Source organism: Oceanospirillum linum (genome assembly GCF_001995095.2).
Taxonomy (GTDB): Bacteria; Pseudomonadota; Gammaproteobacteria; order Pseudomonadales; family Halomonadaceae; genus Oceanospirillum; species Oceanospirillum linum.
Window position 1 is genome coordinate 140,500 of record NZ_MTSD02000001.1, and the last position, 20,930, is coordinate 161,429.

Consider the following 20,930-nt stretch of genomic DNA (forward strand, 5'->3'; position numbering starts at 1 on the left):
TAGAATTCAAAAATTACAGATTTGGCAGCATGCGTTTTACTAACGCCTGATCCGCAGCATGCAGCTGCTTCATTGGGCGAAGCTGACGCTTACGCTTAGTCGATTTTTTGGTCAGGATGTGGCTACGGAAAGACTGCTTGTGCTTGATTCCGTTACCAGTCTTGCGAAAACGCTTTGCAGCGCCGCTGTTTGATTTGATTTTAGGCATTGTAAACAATACTCCGCATTCAAGTTTTTTTATCTGATAAACAACACTAAGCCGCCAAGCCTGATAGCAAAGCTATCAAGCGAAGCGGTTTAAATATCGAACCAGGATTACTTTTTCTTCTTCGGCGACAGCAGCATCACCATTTGACGGCCTTCCAGTCTCGGACGAGACTCAACGACAATCATATCCCCCAGGTCTTCTTCGATGCGTTTCATCAATTTCATACCCAGTTCTTGGTGAGCCATCTCACGACCGCGGAAACGCAGTGTGATCTTCGCTCTGTCACCATCTTCCAGGAAACGTATCAGGTTGCGCAGTTTTACCTGATAATCCCCATCTTCCGTTCCAGGACGGAACTTAACTTCCTTGACTTTAGTCTGAGTCTGGTTTTTCTTCTGAGCTGCTTTTTGCTTTTTCAGCTCATACTGATAACGACCGTAGTCCATAATTTTACATACGATCGGCTCAGATTTAGCGATTTGAACCAAGTCCAGACCGGCCTCTGCTGCTTTTGCCAACGCTTCAGCAAGTGGTACAACGCCCACCTGTTCACCATCAGCATCAATTAAGCGCAGTTCCTTAGCACGAATGTTCTCATTAATTGGCGCAACTTCAACGTTGCGACCTCTTGGGTTATTCCGCTTAATAGCTAAATCTCCAATAATTCTTTTTAGCAGCCAGAGCCCAGCAGGGCTTCTACTTGCTCTAAACTCATGCTACCCAGATCTTCGCCAGAACGGGTACGCAGAGCTACTGTCTCTGACTCTACTTCTTTATCGCCGATAACGGCAAGATAAGGCACTTTGTGAATTGTGTGCTCACGGATTTTAAAGCCGATCTTCTCGTTTCTCAAGTCCGAAGATGCACGGAAGCCTTTATTTCGCAGAGTTTTTTCAATTTTCTGGCAATATTCAGCTTGTTTATCCGTAATATTCATGATGACCAGCTGTTTTGGTGACAACCAGGTTGGCAGTGCACCAGCATAGTGTTCAATCAGAATACCGATAAAACGCTCGAAAGAGCCCAGTGTTGCCCGGTGCAACATGACCGGTGTTTTACGCTCACCTTCATGATCCACATATTCAGCACCCAGACGCCCAGGCATCGAGAAGTCAACCTGAATAGTACCACATTGCCAGACACGATCCAGACAGTCACGCAGAGAGAATTCAATTTTCGGGCCGTAGAAGGCACCTTCACCCGGCAACAGTTCCCAGTCGAGTCCCTTAGCATTCAATGCATCCGACAGTGCAGTCTCAGTTTTATCCCAAACTTCGTCAGATCCAACACGCTGCTCAGGACGAGTGGACAGTTTGTACTCAATATCCTTAAAGCCAAAATCTGCATACACTTCATGCAACAGATCAATAAACTCAGACACTTCTGACTGAATCTGATCTTCAGTACAGAAGATATGGCCATCATCCTGAGTAAAACCGCGAACACGCATCAGGCCATGCAGAGAACCTGAATATTCATTACGGTGACAGGAGCCAAACTCAGCCATACGTAGCGGCAGTTCACGGTAAGACTTCAGGCCCTGATTAAACACCTGAATGTGACATGGGCAGTTCATCGGTTTAACTGCGTAATCACGGTGCTCTGAGTGAGTTGTGAACATCTGCTCGTGGAACTTATCCCAGTGACCGGATTTTTCCCACAGAGTGCGCTCTACTACCTGAGGTGTTTTCACCTCTTTGTAGTCGTGCAGATCCAGCTTACGGCGCATGTAATCTTCGATGGTCTGATACAGAGACCAACCTTCCGGGTGCCAGAATACCATACCCGGTGCTTCTTCCTGCATATGGAACAGATTTAACTGTTTGCCCAGCTTACGGTGATCACGCTTTTCAGCTTCTTCCAGACGAGTCAGGTACGATTTCAGGGCCTTTTTATCTGCCCAGGCAGTACCGTAGATACGCTGCAACATCTCGTTATTGGAGTCACCACGCCAGTAGGCGCCAGCCACCTTCATCAGTTTAAAGGCTTTAATATGGCCAGTGGAAGGTACGTGCGGGCCACGGCACAGGTCGACAAAATCACCCTGCTGATAGAAAGACAATGGTTGATCACCCGGGATATCCCTGATGATTTCAACTTTATATTTCTCACCCTTCTCTTCAAACAGGCGAATCGCTTCATCCCGGGAAAGCACAGAGCGCTCAACCTTGAAGTCTTTCTTCGCCAGCTCTTTCATCCGAGCCTCGATCTTCTCAAGATCTTCTGGCGTAAACGGACGTTCAAAAGCAAAGTCGTAGTAGAAACCATTTTCGATCACAGGACCGATGGTCACCTGCGCACTGGGAAACAGATCCTGAACAGCCATCGCCATAAGGTGGGCACAGGAGTGACGAATCGTATCCAGGCCTTCCTCATCACGGGCGGTGATGATAGCCAGATCACTGTCATTTTCGATCAGAAAGGAGGTGTCAACCGGCTCACCATTTACTTTACCGGCAAGAGCGGCTTTGGCCAGGCCAGCCCCAATATCCGCGGCAACATCATAGACAGTAACCGCCTGATTAAAGGAGCGCTGACTGCCATCAGGAAGAGTAATAACGGGCATAAAAAATCCTACATTAAACGAAGCCGACCCCTACGAAAGGCCTGCTTTAATGGACTGGAAATACAAGACAGATCTATACATCAGCCTTATATAGACATGCACAACAATCAAAGTATGCAATATTAATGTGCAGAGCACGGGATAATAACACCCGGATACGCCTGATGCTATCGCACCCGGCAAAACATTAGCTTAAACTAAGTCGACCTAGCGGCTTAAATACAGTTTCGCAAGCGGTGTCAAAACGCCAGCTAAAAAACAGGTGTTATGCGAACTACGCACATCCGCTTATATAAAAAACTGATACCATGGGCTTTACAGCAAGAGGGCTCTATCGATGGCAAAACCCTCCTGATAAGGCGAAGAATATGCAAACAAAGAGTCACGAAACCAATCTCTCAATCCTGGATACATTGAACGAGATAGGTATTGCGCTCTCGGCCGAAAAAGATATGGATAGTTTGCTCGAGCGCATCCTTATCAATGCAAAGATGCTGACGGGTGCTGATGGTGGAACACTGTATCTGTACAACAATCAGCTTAAAGCGCTGGAGTTCTGCATCGTCCGGACAGACTCGCTGGGAATAAAGCTTGGCGGGAAGACGGGTGCGCCTATCAGTGATAACTTCCGGCCACTACCTCTTTATCTTGACGATGGCACTGCCAACGAACAGATGATTGCTGCTTATGCTGCACTGCATAAAGAGATTATCAATATCGAAGACGCCTATACGGTGACGCACTTTGATTTCAGCGGCACCCGAAAATTCGATGAAAGCACCGGCTACCGATCAAAATCTTTCCTGACCATCCCGATGACCAACCATGAGAACGACATCATGGCGGTTCTTCAACTGCTCAATAAAGTTGACGAAAAGAGCGGTGACGTTATCCCCTTCTCACTACAGGACCAGAAGCTGGCAGAATCCCTCGCTTCTCAGGCCGCCGTGGCGCTGACCAATAAGGGCCTGATTGATGAGATGCAGAATCTTTTTGATGCCTTTATCAAACTGATTGCAACCGCAATTGATGAAAAGTCTCCGCACACCGGCAACCATTGCCGCCGGGTTCCTGAAGCCACCATGATGATTGCTGAGGCCGCCCACAGAAGTGGTGATACATATTTCAGCAACTTTACCATGGATGCTTCCGACCGCTATGAGCTCAAAGTTGCCTCATGGCTGCACGATTGCGGAAAGATCACAACACCAGTACACGTTGTTGAAAAGGCAACAAAACTGGAAACCATTCATGATCGTATAGAGCTTGTAGCAGCAAGATTCGAGATTCTGCGTCGCGACCATGAAATTGCCATGCTGAAACAACGCATCACTGCATTGGAAAAAGGAGACACCGATCACACTTCCATCATCAACAATTATGAGACTCTAGCTAAGTCTCTTGCGGAAGACCTGAGTTATGTTAAAAAATGTAACACAGGCGGTGAATTCATGACCGATGATCAGATCAGTCACATTGACAACCTGTCCCAGATTAGCTGGACAGACATGGAAGGCACCCCAAAACAACTGATCACAGACAATGAGCGCTACAACCTGACCATCCGCAGGGGAACCATAACGGCTGAAGAGCGGGAAACCATAAACAATCATATGTCCCTGACCATTCGCATGCTGGAGCAGCTGCCATTTCCGAAGCATCTGAAAAATGTTCCGGAGTATGCAGGTGGGCATCATGAGCGCATGGACGGTAAAGGCTACCCCAGGGGGCTGACCCGCAACCAGATGTCTATTCCGGCAAGAATCATGGCTGTTGCTGATGTTTTTGAAGCCTTAACATCTTCCGACCGACCATATAAAAAAGCGATGCCGCTGTCCCAGACTCTGAATATCATGGGCCGCATGGTTGAGGACAACCACCTTGATCCGGATATTTTCCGATTATTTGTGGAATCAGAAGTCTATCTGAAATATGCAGAGAAATTTCTGAAAACTGACCAGATAGATGAGATCGATGTGACCAAGCTGCCAGGGATCACAACTGACACATCGCTCTGACAATAATTAGCAAGTTAAGGATAAGTACGAGATGTGGATTTCAATTTTAGGCTGCAGCGGTGGCATAGGCCCCGGCAACCGAACAACATCAATTCTGATTGATGACGATATCCTTTTAGATGCGGGTAGCGGTGTTGGTGACCTGGAACTTCAGCAAATGTCCAAAATCCGTCACATCTTTATCTCCCACTCTCACCTGGACCACATTGCGTTCCTTCCATTTCTGGTGGATAGCATTTTCAGCCAGATTAAGACCCCTATTCAGGTCTACGGCTTACCTGAAACGATAAAAGCACTCAAGGACCATATTTTTAACTGGACGATCTGGCCTGACTTTTCAGAGCTCCCCAGTAAAGAAAAACCGGTAATGCAGTTCAATGAAATGCTTCCCCATACCAGCATCCAGATTGGCGAGCGGAAAATCACATCCATTCCCGTTGAGCATGTTGTTCCGGGGGTTGGCTTTTGCGTACAGAACGAAGAGGGTAAGAACTTTGCGTTCAGCGGAGACACGGCAACCAATGACAGCCTTTGGCAAGCCCTGAATAAGCTATCATCTCTTGATGCGCTCATGATTGAGTCCGGCTACCCAGATAGCATGGAAGACCTTAGCAAGCTGGCTCTGCACTACACCCCGGCCAGGCTGGCGGACGACCTGAAGAAACTTAAGCACACCCCTCATTTATTGATCTCACACCTGAAACCCGGTCTTGAAACTGAAATCGCAGAAGGCCTTCATAATCATCTGAAAGAGTATGATGTCACCTGCATTAAAAGCGGCGACAGTATTCAGCTCTGACCAGGCCACATACCGATAGAAAGAATAGATAAAAAAACGGTTTCAGACCCAGCTGAAACCGTTTTTTGCCTTTTTCTTCTCTGCAAGCAAGCGATTATTGATCGGTATCCATCGATTCATCACTCTCCGGGCGCCCGGAAAGATACGCCGTATTCGGCTCATCATTGTCTTTATAGTAGTCGTGTAAATGACGCAACAGTACCATCACAACCGCAGCCACAGGCAAAGCGATCAGAACACCAACAAAACCAGCTAATTGACCACCTGCCATAATGGCAAAAATCACAGTCACAGGATGCAAGCCAATTTTATCGCCCACTAACAAAGGTGTCAGCGCAAAACTCTCCAGTAGTTGACCCACACCGAAAACAAGCGCAATCCATACCAGTGGCAGCCAGTCACCAAACTGAAACCAACCTGCTAACAGGCCTGCGCCTATACCAATAATAGCTCCAAGGTAAGGGACAATACTGGCAAGCCCGGCAACAAGACCAACCAGAAGCGCCAATTTAAGCCCCACCAACCACAAGCCTGTCGCATAGATAACACTCAGACACAGCATCACCAGAAGCTGCCCTTTGATAAAAGACCCCAGAACCTCATCACACTCCAGTGCCAAAGCCTCCGTTTTAGCCTGATAGCGTCGAGGAAAAAGACTGAGCACTTTAAGCTTCAGACGATCCCAGTCCAGCAGAAGATAAAAAGTTACCACAGGTATCAGACCGATATTAATCACGGCACCAATCAGCGCCATACCTGACTGCCCTACTTCTTTAATAATAGCCCCAGCCAGCGACCCCGCCTGACTTAAATGCCCAGTAATCGCTTTTTGAATAGCATCCAACTCAAAGGCATTCTCCTCAACACCAGTATATTGTTCCAGCAGGGGCATCGCCGTTGATTTAAGCCAATGTACGGCGACTGGAATAAACTCCTGAATCAGTGACAACTGTTTACCCAGAAGTGGAATCAGAAACAGTAAAAACAATACAAACATAAACGAAAGCGATAGAAACACGAGGACAACTGAGATGCGACGGGTCAAACCCCGCTCTTCCAACCAGTCAGCGAAGGGGTCACCCATATAGGCCAGCAACATACCGGTCAAAAACGGCATCAGAATAGGCTGGAGCAGATATAAAAGAACAAACGCTGCAATCAAAGCAACTACAATGATGCGCTGCTGTACACTTCCCATCACATTCTCCTTAAGATTACTCAAAATCGAAAAAAGGCCGATGTATTACATCAGCCTTATCATGTCACAGCCCGAAGCAGGCCTGTCCTATTTTTCAACAGATGCAGGGTGTCAAGGTCGCCAGAAGAAGCTCTGCTCCACTCCCTCAAACCCCGAGTGATCAGGCTCCAGGTAAGAGTCTAATGCCAGAACAGATAAAAACTGACTAACAGCCCCCTTCAGAGCTACCCGGTAGGCGACACTTGTTTCATCAACACGGGCAACTTCCACCCGTCCCACCACCTGCAAGCTATTTAGGTAGTGATTCAACTTTGCATAATCAGCGACAGACTTAAGCCCGACAACCTTAAACGCATAATCCCCGGAGCTGGCACCGCTGACAATAACCGCATATTTCTCAGCCAGAACTTCAGCCAGTGCATCTGCAGATTTAGCAAACAACTCCCTTACCTGGTCGGCCTGCAGCCTGATAACCTGACGCTGACTGCCGACCTGCAACTGCCAATGGGCATTCCAACCGGAAGATGAGCGATAAAAACGACCACTATAAACCGCATCGGGTGCATAACGCACTGAAGCAGCACTGATACGATCACTGAACTGCCCCCAAATATCACTCACACTGACCAGGCGCTCATCCTCCAGATCCAGCAACGGCAGGACCAGAGGAACACCTCTTCGCTTAGCCTCAGCCTCAAACACCTCAGCTAACAGAGGATTATTTTCACTATTAACAATAAAGCGGCCATTAGGACCCTGAATCGCCAGCCAGGTCAGCACACTTGGGCGATTCCCCCCCCATACAGATAGCTGCGCATTACTCAGAGCCTTAATCAGGGATGGGCCATCAAACTGCATATTCAAGCGATAAGGCTGCTGTTTTGACTGGGCGTTTACCTTATAAGAAAACTGTGCAAGATAGCTTTCAGCCTGCTGCAACAACGCCTGCACCGACTTATGCTGTAGCGTCTCCCTATGGCCTGACACCCGAACCAACACTTCTTCCAATCCGTCCTTTACAGCAGCAGATCGCTGCTCAGCAGACTGGTCTGGCACAAGGCGTTCACTTTTAAACAGCCCGTCAACCTGGACAGCCATTGCCGGAAGCGAGACAAAAACTCCCAACCACACAGCCACCAAGCTGCGAATTAAACCCTTAAACATGTCAACCTCATTACCTTGGCATTACCGATTGAGCACATTCTACCTGATGCGCTTAACCAGCACAGCCCGCAGCAATAAAAGAATCAGCCTGTATACGATCCTGCAAATGAATAACAGAAACAACCTTATGCAAAAGGGGTGAAATATGATCACCTAAAAGCGGTAACTCGCCACCAAAGCGAGTGACCCCTGCGATGAGGTAGGGTACAATCCCGCGCTGATTATCCTATTGCGATTCCACAGGATCCCTCATGAGCACCGACACGCAAAAATCGATTAGTTACAAAGACGCGGGCGTTGATATCGACGCCGGCAACGCACTGGTTGAGCGCATTAAAGGCACAGCCAAAAAAACCCGCCGCCCGGAAGTTCTGGGGGGCCTTGGTGGCTTTGGCGCACTGTGCGAACTGCCCACCCGTTACCGCGAGCCGGTTCTGGTATCCGGCACTGATGGCGTAGGCACCAAACTGCGCCTGGCGATGGATCTGAAAAAACACGACACCATCGGTATCGATCTGGTGGCTATGTGTGTAAACGATCTGATTGTGTGTGGTGCGGAACCTCTGTTTTTCCTGGACTACTACGCCACCGGCAAATTGAATGTTGATATCGCAGCAGACGTAGTACACGGCATCGGCGAAGGCTGCCTGCAGTCCAACGCAGCCCTGGTAGGCGGTGAAACGGCTGAAATGCCGGGCATATATGAAGGCGAAGATTACGATCTCGCAGGCTTCTGTGTCGGTGTTGCTGAAAAGAGCGAAGTGATTGACGGCTCGAATGTAAAAACAGGTCAGGCACTGATCGGTCTGGCATCCAGCGGCCCGCACTCCAATGGCTACTCTCTGATCCGAAAAATCATCGAAGTAACCCATGCCGACCTGAACGAAATTGTCGACGGTCAACCTCTGGCAGATGCACTGATGGCACCAACACGCATCTACGTTAAACCGGTTCTGAAACTTATCTCTGAACTACCGGTTCACGCCATCTCCCACATCACAGGTGGCGGCCTGCAGGAAAACCTGCCTCGTGTACTGCCTGAAAATGCAAAAGCCGTTGTTGACCTGAACAGCTGGCAACGCCCTGAGGTCTTTAACTGGTTACAGCGCGGTGGCAATGTAGACGAATATGAGATGTATCGTACCCTGAACTGTGGCGTAGGCATGATCATTGTGGTTGATCAGGACAAAGCTCAGCAAGCGATAGACCTGTTAAATGCTGAAGGCGAACAAGCATGGCAGATAGGTCATATTGCTGAAGCATCTGCCGACGAAGAACAGGTAGAACTGCAGGGCCTGAACAAGTAATGTCCGGTTCAATCGTTATTCTGATCTCAGGTAGTGGCAGTAATATGCAGGCGATTATTGATACCGTTGATGCCGGAGAGATCTCCGGCCATATCAGTGCCGTCATCAGCAATCGCCCCGATGCTTTCGGACTTGAGCGTGCTCAGGCAGCGGGCATTCATACCGAAGTACTGGATCATACCGAGTTCAAAAGTCGTGAAATTTTCGATCTTAATCTGATCCGTAAAATTGACGACTTTGAACCTGATCTGGTAATTCTGGCAGGCTTCATGCGCATCCTAACACCTGACTTTGTCCGCCGGTATAGCGGCAGGATGATCAACATTCATCCGTCTCTATTGCCTAAATATCAGGGGTTGCACACACACAAGCGAGCCATTGAAGCCGGTGATAAAGAGCATGGCGCCAGCGTGCACTTTGTGACAGAAGAGCTGGATGGAGGCCCTGTCTTTATTCAGGCATCGGTACCGGTGAAAGAGAGCGACACACCGGAAGCACTGGCTAAACGGGTGCTGACCCAGGAACATAAAATCTTCCCGATCGCAGTGAAGTGGTTTATGGAAGGTCGTGTTCAACTGGAAAACGGTATTCCTCATATGGACGGTGTATCCCTGGAAGGCAGGGTTCCCCGTCTGCACGCAGAGCCCTCCGAAGAGTAAGCCCTGCCTTAATTGAGCACCTGATCCAAAAAGGAGGCGTGCAATGCTGAAATGGACACTACTTTTAACCCTAGGGCTATTGGCAGTTCCCAGCTTCGCGCTTCCTCCTCTGACGCCTTATCAGGCTACATATAAAACCACCTATAAACTCGGTTTCAACATCGATGTTGAAGCTGAACGCATTCTGTCTCAAAACAGCAACGGCGAATGGGTACTCGATTTTCGTGCTCAGAACTGGTTCGCACGCATTCAGCAAACCAGCACCTTCCTTCTCGACCCAGATACTGAATTCAAACCTCTGCTTTATCGCCGCTATCAGCGTGTTTTCGGTAAGAGCAAGGAACAGCAGGTCATTTTCCACTGGGATCAGCACCGGGTGACCAACGATATCGACAACAAACCCTGGAAAATGGATATACCAGCAGGCACCCAGGATCTGCTAAGTTACCAGCTTAAACTTCGCTACAACTTACTGGAGAACCCAGAACAAAAACAGTTTCAGTATCCGGTGGCCGATGGCGGCAAAATAAAGTACTTCACCTTTCGGGTTGTTGGCGAAGAGATACTGCAAACACCGATGGGCAAGCTCAACACGATCAAACTGGAAAGCCTGCGACACTCAAAAATGGATGTTGAACATCTGGTCTGGCTGGCTAAAGACTGGGATAACCTGCTTATCAGAATTGAGCCTGTACGCCGAAAGGATAAAGAAGAGCCCGTCATACTGGTGAAAGCCAGCCTTGCCGGCAAGAAAGTAAAAGGTTTTTGATCCACTTTTAATTTCCATGCCTAAGCTGACGCTTGACTATAATGATGACATCTTCTTATACGTCAAATAATAACAACTATACGGAAATGACCCAGTTCAAGACAGGGCTCCGGCCAGACACTGGAAGACACTGATGACGATCCGGCACCTACTACATACTCTCTTACTGGCATTACTGATCAGTAGCGCCACTAAGGCCGCAGCACAAACACTCAGGATAGGTACAGACAACTGGCCGCCCTTTCGCCATATCAAAGAACACCAGGTAACCGGTATTGATAACGACCTCTGGCAGCAACTCAGTAAAAAGCTGAGTATTAAGATACAGTATGTCCACTGCCCCTGGAAACGCTGTCTTGACCTGATGAAAACCGGCGATATTGATGCCATGAGCGGACTCGCATGGCAACAGGAGCGGGGGGAGTACATTCATTACATCAAGCCAGCTTACTTTGGCTGCTCAACCCGCTTCTATGTCCGCCGTGGTGAAGAAAAGCGCCTGCAGAACCGTGAACAACTAAACCATCTCAATATTGGCATGGTCAGGGGCTCCGCCTACTACACCGAGTTTGACCAAAACAACACACTACAGAAAACTCAGCTGACCCAGGAAAGCGTACTTTTACCGCTCTTAGCATCAGGCAGAATTGACAGCTATATAGGCACGGACTGCCAGGCAGACTTTGAGCTTGCCCGCAGCAGCTGGTATCAGCAACTGGTCAAAGCCCCCTTTAACCCAGAGAGCAATACCCCTCTGTATATTGGCTTATCCAAAAAAAGCGACTGGAATAAAAACAGTCAGAGCTTCTCTGAAGCTATACAGCAGGTTCTCGCAAACGGTTTCAGGGATGCCATGCAGCAGAAGTATTACCAGAGCTCAGAATAAAACCCGGTGAGCGCTATAAACCTCCGCTGGAACAACAGATAAACCTCAAAAAAGAGCCAAAAAAAAAGCACCCAATCCGGATGCTTTCATATCGTGCAAAAATGCCATCAGGTCTTTGGCAGTGTAACCCCTGTTTGCCCCTGATACTTGCCTCCACGGTCCTTATATGAAGTCTCACAAACCTCATCAGACTCAAAAAACAGCATCTGAGCAACGCCTTCATTAGCATAGATCTTTGCAGGAAGATTCGTCGTATTGGAAAACTCCAGCGTCACATGCCCCTCCCACTCAGGTTCAAGCGGCGTCACATTTACAATAATGCCGCAGCGGGCATAGGTTGACTTGCCCAGACAAACCGTTAGTACATTCCGGGGAATCCGAAAATACTCAACCGTCCGCGCTAACGCGAAGGAGTTCGGTGGAATAATACATACATCACTTTTGATATCGACAAAGCTGTTCTCATCGAAATTTTTCGGGTCAACCGTTGCCGAGTGGATATTCGTAAACACCTTAAACTCATTAGCACAACGGACATCATAACCATAGCTGGATGTACCGAAGGAGATCACACGCTGACCATCAACGTAACGTACCTGCTCAGACTCAAACGGCTCAATCATAGCGTCAGACTCCGCCATGCGGCGAATCCACTTATCAGACTTAATGGCCATAAATTTCCTACGTGTTAGATTTAAAAAAGCAATTAAATGATACAGGGTTGATTCGCAATGCAAAAGCACCGTTTATCAGACAACCTATATCAGGATAATAATCTGTACTCTAGCGGTCAGAGCACACAGAGTGCAAACTGCCGTAGCCCAGCAGAAAGAAAAAGTCCGGTTTAAATACCCACGTTCAATGCGACACCAAGGATCTGCCATGTATATCGATTTCGACACGTTAAGCCCTAACCAGGCCTACCACCTGATGACTCAAACTATTATTCCACGTCCCGTTGCCTGGGTACTGACCGCCAATGAAACCTCCGGTTACAATCTGGCACCTTTCTCTTTCTTTAATGCCATCTGCAGCAACCCACCACTGGTGATGTTCTCCGCAGGAAAAAAACCGGATGGAACACCAAAAGATACCCGATACAATCTCGGCCAGAACAAACAACTGGTGATCCATATCCCCTCTGTGGATCAGGCAGAAGACGTTACCGAAACCGCCCGCACACTGGACTATGGTGATTCTGAACTTTATAAAATCCAGCATCCACTGGTGAATGAACCGGGCTGGGATCTGCCACGCCTTGAGAAGGCTCCGGTCGCCATGCTGGCAGAACTGACCGACCTGCACGAAGTCGGCCCCAACAAACAGGCGATCTTCTACTGTGAGATCAAAGCCCTGTATGTACGGGATGACCTGGTAGAGCAGGATGAAAAAGGCCGTACCAGGGTGGACGCGGCCAAAATGCAGCCCTTGGCAAGACTGGGCGGCGGTGAATACGCAAGCTTCGGGGAAGTCTTTAAACTGAATCGTCCGGCTTAAAAAGCGAACAGCACAGCTGTTAAAGCGCCTTGCCATAAACAACAAATAAAAAAACGGGGCAGCTGAATTGACTTCAGCTACCCCGTTTCTCTTTTTGTCCCATTAAGACTCAGAGCCTTAGCGGATGAGGTCAGTCACCAAAGGTAATAGTTGGTACGTCCTGCTCCGTCTCTGCCAACTGAGCGATGACATTGTCGGCAATCTCAGAGAAAAAGCCAGCAATCTGACCTTCAGGCTCAGCAACAACCGACGGCTTACCACTATCAGCCTGTTCACGAATGGTCGATGTTAGCGGCAGCTGCCCTAAAAGAACCGTATCGTACTCTTTAGCAATACGATCACCACCACCCTCACCAAAGACCGGCTCAGTGTGACCGCATTCACTACAGGTGTGCAGACTCATATTCTCCACCACACCGAGTACCGGAATCTTCACCTTACGGAACATCTCGATCCCTTTTTTAGCATCCAGCAGGGCAATATCCTGAGGCGTCGTCACAATAACCGCGCCACTGACTTGCACCTTTTGCGCCAGTGTCAGCTGAATGTCACCGGTACCCGGCGGCATATCGATAAACAGGTAATCCAGCTCAGGCCAGTCCGTCTGAGTCAGCATCTGTTGAAATGCACCACTGACCATAGGTCCACGCCAAACCATAGGTGTCTTCTCGGTAACCAGGTACGCCATCGACATAGTGTAAAGACCCTGGGCTTCAATGGGGCCAAAGTTATTACCATGGGTCGTCTGAGGGCGTACACCATCAGCCACACCCAGCATCAAAGCTTGGCTCGGACCATAAACATCCGCATCCAAAAGCCCAACTTTAAAGCCTTTAGCGGCCACGGCCAGAGCCAGATTAGCGGTAACCGTTGACTTACCAACGCCGCCCTTACCGGACGCCACCGCAACAACTTTTTTTACATCTTCCAGCATAACGACCTCTGTCTGAATCTCTATATGAATATGCCTGAAGCAACGACATGGCGCTCAGGCTCAAAATCGCAAACCCTTGCCAAAAAACAAGGCGTTAGAACTTCGTTCTGAAATTCAGGCTAGCTTACCACAGGCAATAACCCAGTAAAGAACTCGGTTAATAAACCCTATTTTATATAATGAAAAACAGTTCACCTGATTTTCGGTCTCAAAAGGCAATACAGAGATGAAAAAAATCCGCTCAGTCGCTATAGTTAGCGGATTACTTTTTTCACCGGTTGCTCAACGGGGCTGAGCCTGAACTTTTCAGGTATCAGTCGCAATGAAACAGAAACACAGAAGCAGCCCAATCCGTTCAACTCAGAAGCGTAAAGAGACACCATGTCATCAGCTCGTAAAATCCTAGTGACCAGCGCACTCCCTTATGCCAACGGCTCCATTCACCTGGGACACCTGCTGGAATATATCCAGACTGATATCTGGGTTCGTTTTCAGAAACAACGTGGCCACCAGTGCTCCTACGTTTGTGCCGATGACGCGCATGGTACCGCCATCATGCTTCGCGCTGAGCAGGAAGGCATCACCTCTCAGCAGCTGATCGATAAGGTTAATGAAGAACATCGTGCGGATTTCGACCGTTTTCTGGTGAACTTTGACAACTACTACTCGACCCATTCCGAAGAGAACCGAGAGTTCTCTGAGCTTATCTACAAACGCCTGCGTGATGCCGGCCATATCGCTACCCGTAGCATTACCCAGATGTTTGACCCGGATAAAGGTTTATTCCTGGCGGATCGCTTTATCAAGGGAACCTGCCCGAAGTGTAAAGCAGAGGATCAGTACGGTGATAACTGCGAAGCCTGCGGTGCGACCTATACACCGGCCGAACTGATCAATCCTAAGTCGGCCATCTCCGGAGCAACACCGGTTGAAAAAGACTCCGAGCACTACTTCTTCAAGCTGCAGGATTTCCAGGAGATGCTGACCGAGTGGACCCAGAGTGGGACACTGCATGAACAGATCGCCAATAAACTGAAAGAGTGGTTAGAAGCGGGTCTGCATGAATGGGATATCAGTCGGGATGCACCTTACTTCGGCTTTGAGATTCCCGATGCACCGGGCAAGTACTTCTACGTTTGGCTGGACGCACCGATCGGCTACATGGCGAGCTTCAAGAACCTGTGCGCCCGCCGTGACGACCTGGAGTTTGATGACTACTGGAACAAAGATTCCGATGCTGAGCTATACCACTTTATCGGTAAAGACATTATCAACTTCCATGCTCTGTTCTGGCCCGCCATGCTCGAAGGTGCGGATTTCCGAAAACCGACAGCGGTTAATGCCCACGGCTTCTTAACGGTTAACGGTCAGAAGATGTCCAAATCCCGCGGCACCTTTATTAAGGCGCAAACCTTCGCAGAGTTCCTTAACCCGGAATACCTGCGTTACTACTTTGCCGCCAAGCTAACCAGCCGCCCTGAAGACCTTGATCTGAACTTTGAAGATTTTACCGCTCGCGTAAACTCCGACCTGATCGGTAAAGTTGTCAATATCGCCAGCCGCTGTGCAGGCTTCGTGAAGAAGTCCGGTGGCAAACTATCCGAGACCTGTGCAGAACAGGCGATGCTGGATGATGCGGTAGCAATAGGCCATCAGATCGCTGAACACTACGAAAATCGTGATTTTGGCCGTGCTATTCGTCTGATCATGGAACTGGCAGATACAGCTAACGCATATATCGCTGAGAAAGCACCCTGGTCTCTGGCAAAAGAAGAGGGCAAAGAGCAGGAAGTACTGGATATCTGCTCTGTTGGTATTAACCTGTTCCGCCAACTGATCACCTATCTGGCACCGGTGCTGCCGGTAATGAGTCAACAGGCTGCAACCTTCCTGAACATTGAGAATCTGAATTGGGATGCACGGGAACAGCTTCTGCTGGGCCACGAGATCAACAAATTCAAGCCTCTGATGACCCGTGTGGAAAGCGACCGGATTGACGCCATGATAGAAGCCTCCAAAGAGGTGCTGGCCGAGGAGCAGAAATTAAAAGAGCAACCCACCGGCCCGCTGGCGGAAGACCCGATCAGCGATGAAATCGAATTTGACGACTTTGCCAAACTGGATCTGCGTGTCGTAACCATCATTGCAGCAGATCATGTCAAAGGTGCAGATAAACTGATTCAGCTGACCCTGGATCTGGGCGGTGAAACCCGCAACGTCTTTGCCGGTATTAAGTCTGCCTATAACCCGGAAGACCTGGTCGGCCGCCAGACGGTCATGGTGGCCAACCTGAAGCCCCGTAAAATGCGCTTCGGACTGTCCGAAGGCATGGTGATGGCGGCAGGCCCCGGTGGCGAAGATATTTTCCTGCTGACCCCGGATAAAGGCGCAGAAAATGGCATGCGGGTCAAATAAAGACCTGCTGACTTACCACTCATAAAACATTATAAAAAACAGGGGCATAGGCCTCTGTTTTTTTATCTGCTATTGGGAATATGCATCATTTACATATAACTAAATCCTCTAACAAACTCTGTCTTTTTTCTTGTAGGTAATAACATAAAAAAAGATAATAGTGCCGCTTTAAGCTAAGATCCGTCCGTTTACCCTGGGGGCTGATTCGTGTCAGCGTAATATGCGTAAAAAACCATATAATATTACCTGTGATTTAACCCCAAACCTTTGACGAAGATAGGCAATGACTGAATACATTCTGCTTCTGATCAGTACCATTCTGGTGAATAACTTTGTCCTGGTTCAGTTCCTGGGGCTTTGTCCTTTTATGGGCGTATCCAACAAACTGGAATCGGCCATGGGGATGTCTCTGGCAACCACCTTTGTACTGACCTTATCATCCTCCAGCAGTTATCTGGTTTATCACTTTGTTTTAGAGCCTCTGGGTATCGAATACCTTAAAACCATCGCCTTTATTATGATGATCGCGGTGGTTGTACAGTTCACCGAGATGGTGGTGCGTAAAACCAGCCCTCTACTCTACCGGGTTTTAGGCATCTTTCTGCCATTGATCACCACCAACTGCGCTGTATTAGGTGTCGCCCTTCTCAGCCTGAATCGCAACAGCGGTTTTGTTGAAGCGACAATCTATGGTTTTGGTGCCTCTGTTGGCTTCTCTCTGGTTTTGGTTCTGTTTGCAGCGATGCGCGAGCGTATTGCCGTAGCGGATGTTCCTGCACCGTTTCAGGGGTCATCAATTGCCATGGTCACCGCGGGCCTGATGTCTCTGGCTTTCCTGGGTTTTAGTGGACTGGTTCAGCTTTAAAAGCTATTTAATCCAACATCATGACCCGATAAAACGCTTTCAAACCGCACCATCAGATAATTGTTATAACCGGACAAACAGATGACTGAGCTTCTTTCACAACATCCTGTTTTAGCTGCCGTAATCGGACTGCTGACCCTTGCAGCCCTGTTCGGTGCCATGCTGGGTTACGCCTCGATCCGCTTCAAAGTGGAAGGCAACCCTATTGTTGATCAGATCGACAGCCTACTGCCACAAACCCAATGTGGTCAGTGTGGTCATCCTGGCTGCCACCCCTACGCCGAAGCGATCGCCAATGGTGAAGATATCAACAAATGCCCACCAGGTGGCGAAAGCACCATGGAAGCACTGGCAGACCTGCTTGGCCGAGACCCTATGCCTCTGGATGCGGACCCGGATACCATCGGTGTAAAAAAAGTTGCCTACATCCGTGAAGATGAGTGTATTGGCTGCACAAAATGTATTATGGCCTGCCCGGTAGACGCCATTGTTGGCGCCACCAAACTGATGCATACCGTTATTGAATCCGAATGCACCGGCTGCGACCTGTGCGTTGAGCCTTGCCCTGTAGACTGTATCGATATGCTACCTGTTGAAACCACTGTAAAAAATTGGGGCTGGAATCGCCCTCAGGGACCCAATGCCCGCTTTGAAGATCAGATTTTTGCCACCAGCTCCAGCTCCTCTGTCACCGGAGGAACGATCTGATGCGTACACTTTGGGACTTCCATGGAGGGATTCACCCCCAGGAAAACAAGCAACAGTCGGTACAACAGCCTATTACAAAGGCTCCACTACCCAGCAAGGTGGTACTACCACTGCAACAGCATATCGGTGCGCCGGCAGAGCCTCTGGTCAATATCGGTGACAGCGTTAAGACCGGCCAGCTGATCGCCCGTGCCGATGGCTTTATCAGCGCCAATATCCACGCATCCATATCCGGTACTATCACGGCTATTGGCGAGCACCCGATTCCCCACGCATCCGGTATGGACGACCTCTGCATCACCATCGAGTCCGATGGTAAAGATGAATGGACAATGCTGGAACCGGTCAGTGACTGGCAGAATGCCGACGTCGATACCCTGCTCCAGGCTATCTCCAAAGCCGGTATCGTTGGCATGGGCGGAGCAGGTTTCCCGACAGCAGTAAAGGCCCGTACCCGCGAGCGTCATGCCATCGATACCCTGGTAATTAATGCCGCAGAGTGTGAACCCTATATCACCGCTGACGATATGGCGATGCGAACTTATCCGCAGCAGCTGGTACTGGGCGCCCAGATTCTTTGCAAGCTGGTTGACCCCAGCAGCTGCCTGATCGGCATCGAAGACAACAAACCGGAAGCGATTAAAGCCCTGCAGACGGCAACCCAGGGCACCCATATTGATGTTGTTGTTATCCCGACAAAATACCCCTCCGGTGGGGAAAAACAGCTGATCCAGATCCTGACCGGTCGTGAAGTTCCCTCCGGCGGACTGCCCGCAGATATCGGCGTGGTATGCCAGAACGTCGGCACTGCCATTGCGATCGCTAAAGCTGTAACCCTTGGCGAGCCTCTGATCAGCCGTATCACCACTCTGACGGGCAACGCCATGACCCGCCGCCAGAATGTCGAAGTCCGCCTGGGCACCCCGATTCGTGAACTGCTGGAATACGCAGGCTTCAATGCGGATCGTGCCAGTCGCCTGATTATGGGTGGCCCCATGATGGGCTTTACCCTGACCAGCGATCAGCTACCCGTGGTGAAAACCACCAACTGCCTGTTGGCCCCGACCCACCAGGAGTTCCCTGACCCGGAACCGGAAAGCCCCTGCATCCGCTGCGGTATGTGCGAACAGGCCTGCCCTGCGGATCTGCTGCCACAACAGCTGCACTGGTTTGCCAAAGCAGAAGAGTTTGAAAAAGCCCAGCTGTTTAACCTGTTCGATTGCATCGAATGCGGAGCCTGCGCTTACGTCTGCCCCAGCAGTATTCCTCTGGTGCAGTACTACCGCTTTGCCAAAACAGAGATCCGTAACGAGCAGGAAGAAGCAAAAAAAGCAGAACGAGCCAAGATCCGCTTTGAACAACGTCAGGCCCGTCTAGAGCGTGAAGAAGCCGAGAAGATCGCTGCCCGCAACGCACGTATGGCTGCAGCGGCCGCTAAAACATCCGCGACAGCGTCTACATCAGCACCCGCTCCGGCAGCAAATGGTCTGGATGAAGCCGCCGCGAAAAAACTCAAAATCCAGCGCGCCGCAGCCAGTGTCGCCCTGAAGAAAGCAGAAAAAGCACTGGCTGAAGCGACGGACGACAACCGCAGTAAGCTGGAAGCCGACCTGAAAGCGGCGCAGGATAAAGTCACAACGATTGATGCACAATTGAGCGGAAGTACCAGCTCAGGCTCTTCCGTGCCAGCAACAGCCCCTGCTCAGGCCAGCAACCCCAATGGTCTGGATGAGGCCGCTCTGAAAAAGCTGAAAATCCAGCGTGCCGCCGCCAGCGTTGCCCTTAAAAAAGCGGAAAAAGCACTGGCTGAAGCCTCTGACGAAGATAAAGCCAAGCTGGAAACGGATCTGAAAGCCGCTCAGGAAAAAGTCTCTGATATCGAGAAACAGCTGGGGATCGCTTCTGCACCGACGGCATCAGCACCGGCCCAGGCAGCACCCGCTGCGGCTAACGAAGCGCAGGCAAAAGCCCTGAAGCAGGCTAAGATCGCCGTTGCCGCCAGCAAAGCCGCCATTAAGAAGGCGGAAAAAGCACTGATTCATGCCCAACGAGATAATGATCCGGACGAAGTAGCCGCTAAAGAAGCAGCGATCCTGACCGCCAAGGCCAATGCGGTAAAAGCGGAAGAGAAGCTGAAAACACTGGAAGAACACGCAAAAGCAGCACCGCCACCATCATCTCAGGCACAAACAGCATCCGCAGCTCAGAGTGATTCAGCTGATCAGGAAAAAGCCCTGAAACAGGCTAAAATCGCAGCTGCAGCCAGCAAAGCCGCGATCAGAAAAGCAGAGAAAGCGCTGACGGCCGCACAGGAGTCCGGTGATGCAGAGCAGGTCGCAGCCTGCGAAACCAAGCTGACCACTGTGAAGGAGAAAGCACAGCAGGCGGCGGATAAACTGGCTGCCCTGCAGAACGCTACAATGCAACCAAAAGCTGATGCGGCAACGACTGATGCTGTAGCAGACCAGGAAAAAGCCCTGAAACAAGCTAAAATCGCAGCTGCAGCCAGCAAAGCCGCGATCAGAAAAGCAGAGAAAGCGCTGACGGCCGCACAGGAGTCCGGTGATGCAGAGCAGGTCGCAGCCTGCGAAGCCAAGCTGACCACAACTAAAGAGAAAGCACAGCAGGCGGCGGATAAATTGGCGACCCTGCAAAACACAGCATCAACAGAACCAAACACAAAAGCACAGCCATCGACTCCTACCGACAGTGCCGCTGACGCTCAGGCAAAAGCACTAAAGCAGGCAAAAATTATCGCCGCAGCCACCAAAACTGCGCTGAAAAAAGCGGAAAAAACACTGGCTGAAACCGAAGCCTCTGGCGATGCTCAGGCGATCAGCGATCAGCAAGCGGTGGTTGAGCGTTGTAAAACAAAGTATTCCGATGCCGCACAAAAGCTTGAACAGTTAACCCAGTCTGCCGGAAGTGAGGTGTAAA

The 20,930-nt window shown here is 49.7% G+C and carries 18 protein-coding genes; 11 read left to right on the forward strand and 7 right to left on the reverse strand.

Translation table 11 applies throughout. From position 1 onward, the window contains the following. Nucleotides 1–13: 13 nt before the first annotated feature. The 3 genes from rpmI to thrS form a co-directional block, all read right to left on the reverse strand. Entirely contained in the window at nucleotides 14–208 is a 195-nt protein-coding gene (rpmI, locus tag BTA35_RS00685; RefSeq protein WP_077242513.1) for a 50S ribosomal protein L35, read from the reverse strand. Between the two features lie 107 nt (nucleotides 209–315). Beyond that, nucleotides 316–885 carry a translation initiation factor IF-3 gene (gene infC / locus BTA35_RS00690; RefSeq protein WP_430522259.1) on the reverse strand — a complete coding sequence of 190 codons (570 nt, stop codon included), beginning with the start codon at nucleotides 883–885 and terminating at the stop codon, nucleotides 316–318. After that, nucleotides 879–2,774 carry a threonine--tRNA ligase gene (gene thrS / locus BTA35_RS00695; protein WP_077242515.1) on the reverse strand — a complete coding sequence of 632 codons (1,896 nt, stop codon included), beginning with the start codon at nucleotides 2,772–2,774 and terminating at the stop codon, nucleotides 879–881. The genes infC and thrS overlap by 7 nt, the downstream gene beginning before the upstream one ends. Before the next feature lie 368 nt (nucleotides 2,775–3,142). On the opposite strand from thrS, the gene BTA35_RS00700 reads away from it, so the two are divergent. Then, on the forward strand, nucleotides 3,143–4,792 hold the full coding sequence (locus tag BTA35_RS00700) for an HD family phosphohydrolase (RefSeq protein ID WP_077242516.1): 1,650 nt from the start codon (nucleotides 3,143–3,145) through the stop codon (nucleotides 4,790–4,792). Nucleotides 4,793–4,823: 31 nt separating this feature from the next. After that, nucleotides 4,824–5,591 carry a 3',5'-cyclic-nucleotide phosphodiesterase gene (locus BTA35_RS00705; protein WP_077242517.1) on the forward strand — a complete coding sequence of 256 codons (768 nt, stop codon included), beginning with the start codon at nucleotides 4,824–4,826 and terminating at the stop codon, nucleotides 5,589–5,591. A 94-nt stretch (nucleotides 5,592–5,685) separates the two neighbouring features. Here the strand turns inward: BTA35_RS00705 and BTA35_RS00710 are convergent, their stop codons facing one another. Together BTA35_RS00710 and BTA35_RS00715 are read right to left on the reverse strand one after the other, a co-directional pair. Beyond that, a complete protein-coding gene (locus BTA35_RS00710; protein ID WP_077242518.1) occupies nucleotides 5,686–6,789 on the reverse strand; it encodes an AI-2E family transporter in 1,104 nt (367 codons plus the stop codon). Between the two features lie 111 nt (nucleotides 6,790–6,900). Continuing rightward, on the reverse strand, nucleotides 6,901–7,953 hold the full coding sequence (locus tag BTA35_RS00715; protein WP_077242519.1) for a DUF2066 domain-containing protein: 1,053 nt from the start codon (nucleotides 7,951–7,953) through the stop codon (nucleotides 6,901–6,903). A 251-nt stretch (nucleotides 7,954–8,204) separates the two neighbouring features. Between BTA35_RS00715 and purM the strand changes: the two genes are divergently transcribed. From purM to BTA35_RS00735, 4 genes are all read left to right on the forward strand, one after another. Continuing rightward, nucleotides 8,205–9,260, forward strand: a complete 1,056-nt coding sequence (purM, locus tag BTA35_RS00720; protein WP_077242520.1) for a phosphoribosylformylglycinamidine cyclo-ligase — start codon at nucleotides 8,205–8,207, stop codon at nucleotides 9,258–9,260. Then, the gene (gene purN / locus BTA35_RS00725; RefSeq protein ID WP_077242521.1) at nucleotides 9,260–9,919 is read left to right on the forward strand and encodes a phosphoribosylglycinamide formyltransferase; all 660 of its coding nucleotides are present in this window, start codon (nucleotides 9,260–9,262) and stop codon (nucleotides 9,917–9,919) included. Before purM ends, purN begins: the two co-directional genes overlap by 1 nt. A gap of 43 nt (nucleotides 9,920–9,962) precedes the next feature. Next, the gene (locus BTA35_RS00730; protein ID WP_077242522.1) at nucleotides 9,963–10,688 is read left to right on the forward strand and encodes a DUF3108 domain-containing protein; all 726 of its coding nucleotides are present in this window, start codon (nucleotides 9,963–9,965) and stop codon (nucleotides 10,686–10,688) included. A gap of 133 nt (nucleotides 10,689–10,821) precedes the next feature. Further along, the gene (locus BTA35_RS00735) at nucleotides 10,822–11,574 is read left to right on the forward strand and encodes a substrate-binding periplasmic protein (RefSeq protein WP_077242523.1); all 753 of its coding nucleotides are present in this window, start codon (nucleotides 10,822–10,824) and stop codon (nucleotides 11,572–11,574) included. A 107-nt stretch (nucleotides 11,575–11,681) separates the two neighbouring features. Here the strand turns inward: BTA35_RS00735 and dcd are convergent, their stop codons facing one another. Then, nucleotides 11,682–12,248: a dCTP deaminase gene (gene dcd / locus BTA35_RS00740; protein ID WP_077242524.1), complete on the reverse strand. Its 567-nt coding sequence runs from the start codon at nucleotides 12,246–12,248 to the stop codon at nucleotides 11,682–11,684. Nucleotides 12,249–12,456: 208 nt separating this feature from the next. Here dcd and BTA35_RS00745 point away from each other — a divergent pair, with 208 nt between their 5' ends. Continuing rightward, nucleotides 12,457–13,071 (forward strand): flavin reductase family protein, encoded by a 615-nt coding sequence (locus tag BTA35_RS00745; RefSeq protein ID WP_077242525.1) that lies wholly within the window; start codon nucleotides 12,457–12,459, stop codon nucleotides 13,069–13,071. Nucleotides 13,072–13,201: 130 nt separating this feature from the next. Here BTA35_RS00745 and apbC read toward each other — a convergent pair whose 3' ends face one another. Beyond that, the gene (apbC, locus tag BTA35_RS00750) at nucleotides 13,202–14,005 is read right to left on the reverse strand and encodes an iron-sulfur cluster carrier protein ApbC (RefSeq protein ID WP_077242526.1); all 804 of its coding nucleotides are present in this window, start codon (nucleotides 14,003–14,005) and stop codon (nucleotides 13,202–13,204) included. 381 nt (nucleotides 14,006–14,386) lie between these two features. On the opposite strand from apbC, the gene metG reads away from it, so the two are divergent. From metG to rsxC, 4 genes are all read left to right on the forward strand, one after another. Continuing rightward, nucleotides 14,387–16,420: a methionine--tRNA ligase gene (metG, locus tag BTA35_RS00755; RefSeq protein WP_077242527.1), complete on the forward strand. Its 2,034-nt coding sequence runs from the start codon at nucleotides 14,387–14,389 to the stop codon at nucleotides 16,418–16,420. 283 nt (nucleotides 16,421–16,703) lie between these two features. Next, nucleotides 16,704–17,285 (forward strand): electron transport complex subunit RsxA, encoded by a 582-nt coding sequence (rsxA, locus tag BTA35_RS00760; RefSeq protein ID WP_077242528.1) that lies wholly within the window; start codon nucleotides 16,704–16,706, stop codon nucleotides 17,283–17,285. An 81-nt stretch (nucleotides 17,286–17,366) separates the two neighbouring features. Then, nucleotides 17,367–17,993: an electron transport complex subunit RsxB gene (gene rsxB / locus BTA35_RS00765; RefSeq protein WP_077242529.1), complete on the forward strand. Its 627-nt coding sequence runs from the start codon at nucleotides 17,367–17,369 to the stop codon at nucleotides 17,991–17,993. Next, a complete protein-coding gene (gene rsxC / locus BTA35_RS00770) occupies nucleotides 17,993–20,929 on the forward strand; it encodes an electron transport complex subunit RsxC (protein WP_077242530.1) in 2,937 nt (978 codons plus the stop codon). Before rsxB ends, rsxC begins: the two co-directional genes overlap by 1 nt. Nucleotide 20,930: the final 1 nt, after the last annotated feature.